The sequence below is a fragment of the Wolbachia endosymbiont (group A) of Cydia strobilella genome (assembly GCF_964026745.1).
GTDB classification, from domain to species: Bacteria; Pseudomonadota; Alphaproteobacteria; order Rickettsiales; family Anaplasmataceae; genus Wolbachia; species Wolbachia pipientis.
This window is the reverse complement of record NZ_OZ034694.1, coordinates 45,220-59,178: the sequence shown is the minus strand read 5'-3', so window position 1 is coordinate 59,178 and position 13,959 is coordinate 45,220. Positions and strand designations below refer to the sequence as shown.

Genomic DNA, 13,959 nt, shown 5'->3' with positions numbered 1-13,959 from the left:
TTGAATTGAGATTAAATTAATCTCTACCATAAAACTTGTCAAACATCTAAAAACTAAATTAATCTTTTATATGTTATAACCTAATAAATAATATGTCAACGCCTTTTTGCACAAAACATTTACTTATATTATCAACAACAATATACTAGCAATCCTAAACAGTATAATCTGAGAAATATGTGGTAAACTTATATATACAGTAAAAATTAATAAAAAAGATATTTTGTAAGATAAAATGTGTTAAAATCAATTGCCTAAAAATGATAATAAACATTCGGAGTATTTCTAACGTATGAAAAGTAATCTCTCTTTTATAAAAAACGTTGCTTTAAATTGTATGTCTAAGCTCATTGGCGTATTAAATATTAAGAAAGTAAAACACTTCATTGTGAATAAATATAATACTCTTCATAAAGAAATGACAGTGCTTCTTAAAAAATCTAAGAACCTGTTAAACACCAACATTGAAATCGGTTTATATCACTTTTATAAAGGTAGCATATCAGATGCAAAGTTACGATTTTGGTTAATTAGCATATTTTACCCCCATTTACCTATAGTCTGGTATAACATCGGAAGGTGTCATTTTGCGGTAGGGAATACTAACAAAGCTTATAATTATTTAACAAGGGCACTAAAATTAGATAATGACCACGAGGAGGCGTCTTACTATATAAAAAAAATGACAAACTCAGCGCCTATTACAGAATTGCCAAAAAACCTCATAAGACAATATTTTGATTACACAGGTGAATATTTTGTTGAGCATTGGTTGATTGCCAAACAATATAGAGGGCATGAACTTGTACACATGATAATTACAAAAATCTTCAACAACTCCACTTCTGAGCTCAATATACTCGACCTTGGTTGTGGAACTGGAATATGTGGTCATTTCTTGAAAATAAATAGTATTGGAAACCATATAACAGGAATTGACATTTCAAGTAGAATGCTAAATATCGCAAGAGGATGCTTTATAAAAGGTAAGCCTGTTTACAATGAATTAATACATATGGAAATGAAAGAGTTTCTTAAACAAGAGAAAAACCAGCAGTATGATGTAATTATCTTTGCTGAAGTGCTACATTATCTACATGACTTTCAAGAAGAGTTGGAATTAGCAAAAAGATCTACGAGCAAAAAAGGAGTTATTGTATGTTTAATAAGAAGAAAGGAAGGTGAAGGTATTGACTTTGTAAACAAAGGAGACTATTTTCGTCACTCAGAAAGTTATGTTCAACATGTTGCAAAAGAAATAAATATGCAAATAAGTTATATGAGTTACTGTAAAATATATGGCAGTCAGGTTGACGGTATCTTGTTTGCATTACAGCATCAACAAAAAAATCCGAAAAACCTAACTTAAAAATCGCTCAAAATGACTTTTAAGTACCTATATATAATAAAAGAATAAAAGGAACTTTATGAATAACATTACCATTAATTACGCAAAGGACAGCAAATTAACCGACTTTGGAAAAGCAGTTCTATCAGACAGGTATTTAATAGAAAATGAAAGTTATCAAGACCTCTTTGCACGTATTGCTAATTACTATTCTGATAATAAAGAACATGCGCAGCGTCTTTATGACTACATGAGCAACTTGTGGTTCATGCCTTCAACACCAATACTCAGCAATGGTGGCACTAAGAGAGGGTTACCTATCTCTTGCTTTCTTAATGAAACCGAAGACAGCTTGCAGGGAATAGTTGATCTATGGAACGAAAATGTTTGGCTTGCTGCACGTGGAGGAGGCATAGGTAGTTATTGGGGAAATTTACGCTCAATAGGCGAAAGCGTAAAGGGTAGCGGCAAAACATCAGGAATTGTTCCATTTATTGTAGTGCAAAATGCTCTAACGCTTGCAATTAGTCAGGGATCCCTAAGGCGAGGAAGTTCAGCAGTCTACCTTCCTGTATCTCATCCGGAGATAGAAGAGTTTCTAGATTTACGCAAGCCAACAGGCGGTGACCCAAATCGCAAAGCGTTAAATATACATCATGCTGTAATAGTAACAGATAAATTTATGCAGGCTGTTGAGAATGATCAAGAATGGAATTTAATAAGCCCTCACAACAATAAGGTTATTTCAACTGTAAAAGCGCGGGATATATGGATCAAAATATTAACAGCAAGAGTTGAAACTGGAGAACCTTACATTATTTTCCTTGATGCAACAAATAACAATAAGCCAGAATCTTACAAAAAGCTCAACTTAGACATCAAGATGTCAAATCTATGCAGTGAAATAACTTTAACCACAGGTTATGATCACCTGAATAAGTCACGCACTGCTGTGTGTTGTCTATCATCCGTAAACCTTGAGTACTACGAAGAATGGAAAGACAATAAACTCTTCATAGAAGATATAATGCGCTTTCTTGATAATGTATTGGAAGATTTCATAAATAAAGCACCGAATGAAATGCAGCGAGCAAAATATTCTGCAGCCAGAGAACGCAGTATTGGTCTTGGTGTGATGGGCTTTCACTCATTTTTACAAAGCAAAATGGTTCCTTTTGAATCAGTAACAGCACAACAATGGAATAAAAAAATATTTAAGTATTTACGCGAGCAAGCAGATATAGTTTCTAAAAAATTAGCAGAAGAAAAGGGAGCATGTCCTGATGCCAAAGAAGTTGATCTAATGGAAAGGTTTACACACAAACTCGCTATTGCTCCTACTGCCTCGATCTCCATTATTGCAGGTAATACCTCCCCTGGAATAGAACCATACGCAGCAAACGTATTCATACAAAAGACACTTACAGGCTCATTTGTAGTGCGAAATAAATTCTTGCAAAAACTATTAGCAGAAAAAAATCAAGACAATGATAAAATATGGTCTTCAATTTCAACAAACGAGGGTTCCGTTCAGCATTTAGATTTTCTTAGTGAGCATGAAAAATTGACATTTAAAACAGCGTACGAGCTTGACCAAAGATGGATTATAGAACATGCAAGTGATAGAACTTCGTATATTTGTCAATCTCAATCAGTAAATCTGTTCTTACCTGCCAACGTACATAAACGTTACTTGCACAAAATACACATGCTTGCTTGGAAAAAAGGATTGAAGAGCTTATATTACTGCAGATCACAATCAATGCAGAGAGCCGATAAGGTCTCGCATGACATATTCAAAAAAAGTGAAATATTGCAACAAAAAACAGATATTGACTACGATGAATGTCTGTCATGCCAATAGCGGCCTTACTCAGAAAAAGTAGAGAGAAAGTTAAGCAAATGGGTAAATAGACTTCTTGCATAACCATATAACGCACTTTTATTGGGAATAGAAACGAAAAAACTTTCTTGACAAACTCCGCCAGCTCCCTTATCATAAAACTGAAGCTATTTATTTATCTTCGCAATCTGTGCAGGTTAATGACAAAAAACTTAGGGTATTTGGCGTCTCATGTGTAATTTTTCGCACTACGTGCATCGCATGTCTTTAAAAATTTTTAGGTTTTTACCTATATAAGCCGAAACGCGCTTACAAAGCGTTTAAGACAGCAAAAAACGTCAAATTGACAAGGGAGAATTTGAATGCTAGCTACTACGCGGTTTCTTTGCCTTTTTTCCTGCTTAGTAAATTTCTTAAACACTTGCGGTGTAGGTTAGTTGCAAGTTAAAAGCAGCTAAATCGCTCTTAATCAAGCGTTTTAGAATAAAAAAAACGCCGATATTTTAGTACATAGTAAATAGCCAACCACCATGGGGCTTCTTTTGCCTTTTTTTTCATTTGGTAAATTTCTTAAATATTTATGGCTAAACGACAATCGTCATCCCGCTACTTGTTAGCGGGATCTATTGCCGAGATACCGCGAATGAATCGCGGTATGACGGTTCGCGGTGGTATGACGGTTCGTGGCAGCATGAAGATAATCCCGCTACTTGTTAGCGGCTAAGGGATACCGCGAATGAATCGCGGTATGACGATAAGCTCGTCGTCCCGCTACGTGTTAGCGTCGTAGCGGTATGGTGTAGGAAAATTAGCTATATAGCTAACTTGTACCACGCGTTAAAGCTTTTAAACAGGTCTTGGTTTACTTACTCCATTATTTTCTTTATTATCAGATATCATTTTAAATAATATGGAGGAGCAAATTGTCAGCAATTGCCATTATTGATTTTGGTTCACAGTTTACACAGCTTATCGCAAGACAAGTAAGAGGAATGGGTGTTTATTGTGAGATATTTCCAAGCAACATCAGTTTTGAAACAATATCAAAATTCAATGGGTTTATTCTCTCTGGAGGACCACAATCTGTAAATGATGATTGTTCTGAAACAAGTAGAGTAGTACATGAAATTATAAAACTTAATGAGGCAACAAGCGTTCCTATACTTGGAATATGCTATGGACAGCAACTCATTTGTCATTATTTTGGAGCAAAAGTAAAAGAGAGTTTCAAACAGGAGTTTGGTAGAACTAAAATCAAGATACTAAAAGAATCCCCCATTGTAAAGGATACCTGGGATGTTAATTCTGAAGTGGATGTATTAATGAACCATGCGGACAGTGTTGATACTATACCACAGGGATTTACTGTTATCGCATCAGGTGTGATAAATCAAACAATTGCAATGATTGTCAACGAACAGCGGAAGATTTACTGTACTCAGTTCCATCCTGAGGTTAAGCCCACAACAAATGGCAGTAAATTGCTCTCTAACTTCTTGGATATTGCAAATTGCAAAAGAGACTGGACAATGAAGTCGTTTATTGAGGAGCAAAAGGAAAAAATCAAAAATGTAGTAGGAGAGAAAAAAGTAATCGCTGCAGTAAGTGGTGGGGTTGATTCAAGCGTTGCAGCGGCTCTCACACATAAAGCTATAGGAAAACAATTGAACTGTATTTTTATCGATACTGGGTTGTTACGCAAGAACCAAACCATCGCTATGTTGAAAGAGATTCCGATAAATTACGTTGATAAATCAAATTTATTTTTGAGTAGGTTGAAGGGAATAACTGATCCAGAAGAAAAGCGAAAAATTATCGGTAACACTTTTATTGAAGTGTTTGAAGAAGAAGCAAAAAAAATAGGTGATGTGGATTTTTTGATGCAAGGTACCATCTACTCTGATGTAGTTGAGTCAGGGCATGCCTCAGACAACACTAGTACAATTAAGTCTCACCATAATGTTGGTGGGTTGCCAGAAAAGATGAATCTGAAGTTAGTGGAGCCTTTACGTTACCTCTTTAAAGATGAGGTAAGGCTACTTGGAAAAGAAATTGGGCTTTCAGACGAGATAATATTTCAACATCCATTTCCTGGACCCGGACTTGCAGTGAGGATTATAAGTGAAGTCGATAAAGAAAAGGTGCAAATATTGCAAGAAGTAGATGAAATATATATTAATACGATGAAAAATTACGATCTATATGATAAGATATGGCAAGCTTTTGCTGTATTATTACCAATAAAAACTGTAGGCGTTATGGGAGATGGTCGTACGTATGGATATGTTTGTGCTTTAAGGGCTGTAACATCATCTGATGGTATGACAGCCGATGCATTTCCATTTGAAGATAAGGATCAACACTTGCTAGTATTTTGGGATTTTTTACGCAATGTCGGCAGTATAATTGTTAATAATGTTCCCGGAGTAAATAGAGTTGTTTATGATATCACTTCTAAACCACCCGCAACTATTGAGTGGGAGTAAATCAAAAAGATCCCGCTGCTTGTTAGCTGGATCTAGAGATACCGCGAATGAATCGCGGTATGACGGTTAATTTTCTTTATTTTGCTTATAATTTCCACAAGCAGTGCAAACATAAATGAAGAATACAAATATCCTTTTGGTAATTCTATATGAAATCCATGAAGTATGAGGTACACACCGACAAGTAAAACAAATAAAATGGCGATTATTTTTAACCCTGGGTTAGATTTGATTAACTGGGCGGTATAACTTGATAAAAACAGCATTGCTAGCATGGAAAATGTAAATGCTGTAGCAATTATTACCATGTTATAAGTTAGTGCTATAGCAGTTAATATCGAATCAACCGAAAAAACTAAATCTATTAATATAATTTGTAGCACAACTAAAAAAAATTTTGATTTAACGTTTGCTTTCTTTTTATTTTTCTTACATACAAAGATGTCATCCCGTAACTCCATAGAGCTCTTAACAATAAGGAATAATCCCCCTGCAATCATAAGTAAATCCCTTGCTGATGCAGTGTGAAATATAGGTTTTTGCATTGATAATATAGATGATGTAAAAAATAGTATTACAAAACGCATTAATAGTGCTAATCCAAGGCCCATAAGGCGCACTCTTTCTCTCAGCGCATTTGGTACCTTATCTATTGCTAGAGAAATAAAGATTAAATTGTCTACACTAAGTATAGTTTCAAGTAGTGTAAGTGTCAGTAAAGTCCAAGCATCAGTTAGCATTTTTGTTTCAAATTCGGTTCTTCTTACTCTACAATAGATGTGTAAAAATTAAGTGACTTCACTCAGAAGTTTTATAGCAGTTCTCCAGAAAAACAGGATATATAAAGTTCAGCAGCTTCTTCTATTTTCGTTTTTGAGCAAAATCAATAATAAGAGAGTTTCTTATTTTCATTTTTGACTTTATTTGAAAATAATATATACTATAAAAATAGTGTGCTAGGTTGAATGAATGTATATTAAAGGATCACCATCAGGCAAAGTATTCGCTGGTTATCAGGCATTTATACCAAGCCCCTTGCCACCAAAATTTGAATGGGACAATGACTTAGTGAATAGTCTTTAAACCCTTACTTTACTATAAGGAAAGTGGTTGAAAACTTAGGTGTCGTATTTACAACAGCCCAAAGAGCAATCGTAAAGCTTGAAGATTTAGGCATCGTTTCACAAACTTCTCAAGGAAAGAGAGATCGGGTTTATTGTGCAACTGATATTTTGAATATTCTAGAAGAACCAACTAAGATTACAGAGAACTTCGATAGCACATTGTAGCTATTGTGATGAATAAATTCAGCAAACAGCAAGCTTAAAGAGTCTGATCCAATGGACATGCTGAACAAAAAGTAAGGAGCTCCTTTTGGAGGATTATATTAACTTATTAATTAATTGCTTGACTTTTAGCAGGATTTATTATATTATTTATTAATGAGTAATGCAATCAAACCAAGGAGGATAGCATGATAAATAATTTGGATTCAATAATTCTTGGAATAAAAGATGGTGAAAAGGCGATTGAAGATTTAAGGGTTGTTCTTAAAAAAAGAAAAGAAGAAGTTATTACTACACAGACATTTAATTACGCTTTACAATGCCCACAAACTACAAAGGAAGCGATAGTACACGAAATTCTGCTTCATTTTATACAAAATCCTGGCGAGCAATCACTAGAACAAGTAATACAATACTTAGATGGAGCAATACAATCTAGGATATATGCAAAAAACAACCCAATAAGAAATCTAGATGAAGAATTTCGTACTCATATAAACTTTAAAGATGAAGAGGGAAATACATTACTACATCATGCAGTTATAGGTAATAAAACTGAAGAAATAACCACCCTGCTTGTTACATATAGTGCAAATCCTTTGATACAAAACGCGGATAATAAAGTTCCTTCAGATTTAGCTCAAGGAAAAACAAAAGAAGTGCTTATTAAAAGTATGAAAAAACAAGCTAATACGAAAAAAGAAAGCGCTATGGTAGGCAGTTTGGTGCCTGGCGTAATAATTGGTGGTTTTCTTGGTGTTGTACTTGGAGCTGGTGTGTGTGTTGCAGTAAGTCTTTCTGGTGGTATGATACTAGGTGTAATGATAGCATCTTCTCTTGTTGCTAGTATAGCTATTGGACTGGCCATGTATTTTTTGAGTCAAGACTATGAACAGGCTAAAGCGATAGAAAAAACTATTAGCACTGTTAGCTCTGAAATATCTGTTGATGATACAACTGTCGCAAATGGTAAAAAGGGGCCACAACTTACATAGAAAAAGCTATAGTATTTTTCAAACTAAATAATAAACCTTGTAATTAGGATATTCTGGATTCCAGCGTCACGCGCTGGAATGACAACTGTGTTTTTGTTTTTTTGTCATCAAATACTCCTACTCTTTATGTCATCCAAGTGTCCTGACTACTTGGATCCAAGAAATTTAATTGTTTTAAATTTTCCCCTCTATACACCTATTTAAAATTTATGTTATTCACATGTGCAATATAATCTATAATAACGTTTATCAATACAATATATTAAAAAATATTATGAGCTTCGTAAAAGAAAAAAACACCCCTGTGATGGAGCAGTATTTGAACCTGAAAGCTCAATACAAAGATCATCTGCTATTTTATAGGCTAGGAGATTTTTATGAATTGTTTTTCGATGATGCTATTAAAGCTGCGAAATTGCTGAATATAGTGCTCACTAAGAGAGGTAATTCGTGTGGGCAAGAAATACCAATGTGTGGAGTGCCAGCACACAGTAGTGAATCTTACCTGCACAAGCTAATAGATTTAGGATTCAAAGTAGCAATCTGTGATCAATTAGAAACTGCTGATGAAGCAAAAAAGAGGGGCTATAAATCCATAGTAAAACGTGATGTAGTGCGAGTTGTAACTCCAGGTACAATTATAGAAGATTCACTACTGGAGGATAAAAGCAATAATTATCTCGCATCCATAGTTGAACAAAATGACGAATATGCTATTAGTTGGCTTGAATTATCGACGGGAAAATTTTTTCACACTTTAACGAGTTTGAAAGCTCTAGATAGTGATTTATTGCGTATATCACCAAGAGAATTATTAATTTCTGAAAAATTCACTGAGGATGAAAAAATTAGATCGATTTTAAAAAATTATAAAATATCAATTACGCAACACGCACAGAGCTTTTTTGAGTATAGTAAATCTCACAGAACATTATGCGAGTTTTATAAAATCAGGGAACTTGGGAGTATAGGAAATTTCAGCAAAGTAGAAATCATGGCGTGTGGTGCACTGCTTGAATATCTCAGAGTAACACAAAGGGGCTCCATTCCAAGGCTTGAATTCCCAAAAACCTATAAGCAACAAAATTTCATGCTTATTGATGCTTCAGCAAGGAGAAATCTTGAGTTGTTTTCAACTCAATTTGGTGAAAAGAAAGGTTCACTAATTTCAGTTATTGATCATACAGTTACAGCTTCTGGTGGACGCCTGCTCAAACAAATGCTCGCTTCACCCCTTGCTTGCTCCAAGGCAATCAATTTGAGGCTCAGCACCGCTCAATTTTTTGTAAATAATCATGAGCCACGCAGAAAAATACGAGAGATATTATCTAACATTCCGGATATTGAGAGGTCTTTATCGCGCTTAATACTAGGGCGTGGTTCACCAAAGGATATGAACCTATTGAAAATAGGCCTAGGAAAAACTTTAGAGTTGTCTGAGTTTCTGTCTACCTTGCATAATTATTGTTTAAGTGAAGAACCAGTAGCTAACTCTCAGATGTCATTCCAGTGCTTGGCACTGGAATCTAGAGAAAAGGAGTCAGTGTCTACCACTCAGGTGATAAGTAGTGACGAGAGTGAACTAAGCACAATACATAAAAGCCTTGGCAATCATAAAGACCTATTTGAACTGTTAAATAGTGCTATACTCGATAATAACCTCAGTTCCGTGAAAGAAGGAGGATTTATTCACTCAAAATACAACTCAGAATTATCTGAGTTATCCTACATATTAAATAATAGTAATAAACTAATAACCAAACTCCGTGAATCTTATCGCGACCTAACTGACATTGCCGCACTCAAAATATTACACAACAACATACTTGGTTATTACGTTGAAGTGTCGGCAAATCACAAAATAACTTCGGATATATTTATTCATAGGCAAAGCTTAGCAAATAGCATGCGCTACACTACTAATGAATTGAAAGAACTAGAAAATAAAATTCTTACGGCACGTGATGCTGCAATCGGCTTAGAAATGAAAATTTTTAGTGAACTGTGTAGTGAAGTCGCTAAAGAATCTGAAAAAATTGCTCTTGCTGCAAATGCTTTGGCAAAACTTGATATTAGAACCGCATTTGCAGAGCTTGCAGTGCAAAATAATTACGTAAAACCCATTATTGATGACAGCAAAGAGTTCAATATCTGTAGCGGAAGACATCCAGTGGTTGAAGTTAACGATAAATTCATTGCAAATAGCATCAATTTAGCTGGTATACATCTAATTACTGGTCCTAATATGGCTGGAAAAAGCACTTTCTTGAGGCAAAACGCTCTCATTGCAATTTTAGCTCACATGGGGTCATTTGTGCCAGCAGAGAGTGCACATATTGGAGTGATTGACAAGATATTCAGCAGGGTTGGCGCAACGGATAATATAACAGCTGGTTATTCTACCTTCATGGTAGAGATGATCGAAACAGCAACGATAGTAAATCAGGCAACGGACCGTTCCTTGGTGATACTTGATGAAATTGGTAGGGGCACAGGGGTATATGATGGATTATCTATTGCACAGGCGGTGATTGAACATATTCACAATGTAAATAAGTGCCGCGCCATTTTTGCAACTCATTATCATGAATTAACTAAAGTAAGCAAATACTTGAAGAACGTGAAATGTTTTTGTGTAAAAATAAGGGAGTGGAACGGAGAGGTTATCTTTTTACATGAAGTAATTGAAGGCATTGCAGATGAGTCATATGGAATACATGTGGCAAAACTTGCTGGTTTTCCTGATTCTGTTTTAAATAGAGCAAGTGAAGTGTTTGAGGAGCTGAAGGCTTGAATCATTATTATAAGTGAAGAATTACCTATACAATCGTGGTAGTAGCTATAGAAACGAAAAACTTACTTGACACCCTTCGCCAGCTCCCTTATCATGATAGTGAAGCTATTGTATTTGCTTTCGCCAATCTGCAGATTAAAAGGTAAGGATTACTTAATGTATCGGCGTCTTATGTTCAATTTTTTGCAGTATATAGATACTGTATGTCTTTACAAAACTTCATCTACATCTAGATTTTTATCTAAATAAGCTGAACGCGCTTATAAAGCGTTACAAGACATCAAAAAATGCCAATACTCGACAGAGATAGTAAAAGACTAGCTAACTCGGGGATTCTTTGTCTTTTTTTCTGCTTAGTAAATTTCTTAAACATTTGCAGCGTAAGTTAGTTGCAATTAAAAGCAGCTTAATCTTGCTTGTCAAGCGTTTAAAACATAAAAAACGCCAATATTTTAAAGCGGATAATAACCCCAGGGCTTCTTTTGCCTTTTTTTTTATTTGGTAAATTTCTTAATATTTATAGCTAAACGACAATCGTCATCCCGCTACTTGTTAGCGGGATCTAGAGATACCGCGGCGGTATGACGTAGGACTGCTGTCATCCCAGTGCTCCTTTTTTTGTCATCCCAGTCTGGGATCTATTTTGCATGTAACTCCAATTGTGTTTTGGCATAAAACGCGACGCGTATTAGACTTATTTGCAAGCAAAGCTTGCTAGATCCAAGTAGTCAGGGCACTGGGATGACAGGAGAAGGAAGCACTGGGATTGGGATGGAAAAGGCTATTTGTGTGATGCCAATGAGTGATAGAAAGTTCTGCAAGAAGTCATTAATTGCAAAAATTTAATATAAATTATAAAATAAATCCACTGAATAAAAAATATATGCTAATTAGTACAACATCAGAACTGGAGAATACATGTGAAAAGTTAATAGCAAAAAAGCCGAAATTTATAGCAGTTGACACGGAGTTCATTAGAAATAATTTAATCTACTACCCAAAATTATCGTTAATTCAAATTTCTTACGGAGAGAAGAGTTTTATTGTAGACGCATTAGTGCCAGAAATTGATTTATCATTCATTAAGAAAATAATGCTAAATCAGGGGATAACCAAAGTGTTTCATAGCTGCCGGCAGGATATAGAATCCTTACTCACTGTGTTTAAATGTATTCCCACTCCCATTTTTGATACCCAAGTTGCTGCTATGTTTTGTCATTATTATCATGACTTTATTGGTTACTCAAAAGTAGTGGAGCAATATCAAGGAATAGCACTGGATAAAATTAAAGCTAAAAATTCAGATTGGTTAAGGCGTCCGTTGTCCGAAGATCAGTTAGATTATGCAGTAAACGACGTGGTACACCTATATGACCTATACCAAATATTGTGCAATAAACTTGAAGAAAATAATAGGATGGGTTGGTTTCAAGAAGAGATGGAATCAATAGTTGATATAAATAAGTATTTACATAGCCCAAAAGATGCATGGAAGAGGATTAAATTTAATTATGAAGTAAATCCAAGATTGATACTAACTGTTAAAGCAGTTAGTGAGTGGCAAGAAACCTTAGCACAGCGCTATAATATGAACCGTAATAAAATAATCAATAATGCTGTAATAGCTGATTTTATTGAAAAAAATGTAGAGCATGTTGATGAGATTTTAGATGATCTCAAGAGGAATACAAAAAATATAAAAGATGCGGATTTACTAGAGTTTGTGAATATTTTTAATGAAAATGAGAGAAATTGGATGCAGCAAAACAACACCTTATCGAGTAATTATGACAAATCTGTACTTGATATACTCTCAATTATTTTAGATAGTAAATGTAAAGAAAGTAACATATCAAGGAAATTAGTTTCTTCAAAAGATGAGTTAACCGGGTCAATATCTGGACAGACAGATAAATTATTCAAGGGATGGAGATATGATTTTTTTGGCAGGTCAGTTGAATCATTTTTGAACACAAGCTCAAAATTTGAGATTTCAGCAGTGAAATCCGCAAATAATATAACCAAAATTCAGAGTAATTTAGTGGAGAATAACTGTTGCTAAAGTAACTTAGATTTATCGACAATCGTCATCCCGCTACGTGTTAGTGGCTAAGAGATACCGCGGCGGTATGACGGTTAAGTAGGGTGTTATCCAAGTAGCCCTGACTACTTGGATCCAGGAAAATTGATTGTGCACTATACAACATAAAAGCTAGATTCCAGACTGGAATAACACCACCTACAAATTGCAATGTTCGTATAGTTATGTGCTTGACACTGGGATCTAGAAAATCTAGTTAATATATATAGAGAAACCTTAGCTATAGTTTCAAAAGAAGTCGAATGTATTTTGTTATATGATTATAAGTCTAACAGGCGGAATTGGGGTAGGAAAGAGCTTTGTAGCTAATTGCTTTCAAGAGTTTGGTGCTGTTGTATTTGATGCTGATTCTGTTGTACACCAACTTTATAAAGTGGATAAAAGCATAATAAGTTATGCAGAGAAAAATTTTCCTGGAGTGGTAGTAAATGGTGAAATAGATAGAACAGTACTGTCTAAATATTTCTTAGCCTACGATGAAAATTGGAAACAATTTCAATCTTTGGTTCACTCTGCTGTGCTGCGTGAATTAGAATTTTTTATTGCCAAGGAAAAAAAGATCGATAGAAAACTTTTAGTTTTAGATGTGCCACTTCTATTAGAAACAAAATTTTATTTATATTGCGACCTTATTGTTTTTGTTCATGCAGATAGCGTTGTGCAAGCTCAAAGACTTAACGAACGCAACATAGATAAAGAAAAGCTTAATCTAATCTCCGATGTTCAGTTATCTATTGAGGAGAAAAGGAAGATGAGTGACTTTATTATCGATACCAGTGTAAGCAAAGAGTATGTTTTTTCTCAAGTAAAAGATATAGTGGATTCATTAAACCTAAACACGTAGCTCTACGTCATACCGCCGCGGTATCTCTAGATCCCGCTAACAAGCAGCGGGATGACGGTTGTCAGGATCCCAGCAGCCTCCCTCCCCTGTCATCCAAGTAGCCCCCTATGGTGTCATCCCAGTGCCCAGACACTGGGATCCAGGAAAATTGATTGTGCACTATAGCAACATTTTTGATCAAAAACTGGATTCCAGTGTCAAGCACTGGAATGACACCCTTCCGATGGGAACTGCTCTCAAACTACAACAGCATGAGTAGCTA

11 protein-coding genes are annotated in these 13,959 nt (G+C 35.1%); 9 read left to right on the top strand and 2 right to left on the bottom strand.

Annotated features, from left to right (window positions below):
- The first annotated feature begins 292 nt into the window (after positions 1–292).
- The 3 genes from AAGD76_RS00305 (at position 293) to guaA (ending at position 5,677) form a co-directional block, all read left to right on the top strand.
- A complete protein-coding gene (locus tag AAGD76_RS00305) occupies positions 293–1,369 on the top strand; it encodes a methyltransferase domain-containing protein (RefSeq protein WP_010082287.1) in 1,077 nt (358 codons plus the stop codon).
- A 58-nt stretch (positions 1,370–1,427) separates the two neighbouring features.
- Positions 1,428–3,212, top strand: coding sequence for a ribonucleoside-diphosphate reductase subunit alpha (locus AAGD76_RS00300; RefSeq protein ID WP_264373860.1), 1,785 nt, complete (start codon positions 1,428–1,430; stop codon positions 3,210–3,212).
- A 902-nt stretch (positions 3,213–4,114) separates the two neighbouring features.
- Positions 4,115–5,677, top strand: coding sequence for a glutamine-hydrolyzing GMP synthase (gene guaA / locus AAGD76_RS00295; protein ID WP_010962427.1), 1,563 nt, complete (start codon positions 4,115–4,117; stop codon positions 5,675–5,677).
- A 32-nt stretch (positions 5,678–5,709) separates the two neighbouring features.
- Here guaA and AAGD76_RS00290 read toward each other — a convergent pair whose 3' ends face one another.
- A complete protein-coding gene (locus tag AAGD76_RS00290) occupies positions 5,710–6,417 on the bottom strand; it encodes a TerC family protein (protein ID WP_010082284.1) in 708 nt (235 codons plus the stop codon).
- Positions 6,418–6,783: 366 nt separating this feature from the next.
- Here AAGD76_RS00290 and AAGD76_RS00285 point away from each other — a divergent pair, with 366 nt between their 5' ends.
- The 6 genes from AAGD76_RS00285 (at position 6,784) to coaE (ending at position 13,697) form a co-directional block, all read left to right on the top strand.
- A complete protein-coding gene (locus AAGD76_RS00285) occupies positions 6,784–6,966 on the top strand; it encodes a hypothetical protein (protein WP_006279522.1) in 183 nt (60 codons plus the stop codon).
- Positions 6,967–7,151: 185 nt separating this feature from the next.
- Entirely contained in the window at positions 7,152–7,958 is an 807-nt protein-coding gene (locus AAGD76_RS00280) for an ankyrin repeat domain-containing protein (protein ID WP_010962425.1), read from the top strand.
- A gap of 274 nt (positions 7,959–8,232) precedes the next feature.
- Entirely contained in the window at positions 8,233–10,752 is a 2,520-nt protein-coding gene (gene mutS / locus AAGD76_RS00275; RefSeq protein ID WP_341820543.1) for a DNA mismatch repair protein MutS, read from the top strand.
- A gap of 711 nt (positions 10,753–11,463) precedes the next feature.
- On the top strand, positions 11,464–11,598 hold the full coding sequence (locus AAGD76_RS00270; protein WP_010962423.1) for a hypothetical protein: 135 nt from the start codon (positions 11,464–11,466) through the stop codon (positions 11,596–11,598).
- A 37-nt stretch (positions 11,599–11,635) separates the two neighbouring features.
- The gene (locus AAGD76_RS00265; protein ID WP_341820152.1) at positions 11,636–12,814 is read left to right on the top strand and encodes a ribonuclease D; all 1,179 of its coding nucleotides are present in this window, start codon (positions 11,636–11,638) and stop codon (positions 12,812–12,814) included.
- A 295-nt stretch (positions 12,815–13,109) separates the two neighbouring features.
- Entirely contained in the window at positions 13,110–13,697 is a 588-nt protein-coding gene (coaE, locus tag AAGD76_RS00260; RefSeq protein WP_006280338.1) for a dephospho-CoA kinase, read from the top strand.
- 61 nt (positions 13,698–13,758) lie between these two features.
- Here coaE and AAGD76_RS00255 read toward each other — a convergent pair whose 3' ends face one another.
- Positions 13,759–13,902: a hypothetical protein gene (locus AAGD76_RS00255; RefSeq protein WP_179947529.1), complete on the bottom strand. Its 144-nt coding sequence runs from the start codon at positions 13,900–13,902 to the stop codon at positions 13,759–13,761.
- Positions 13,903–13,959: the final 57 nt, after the last annotated feature.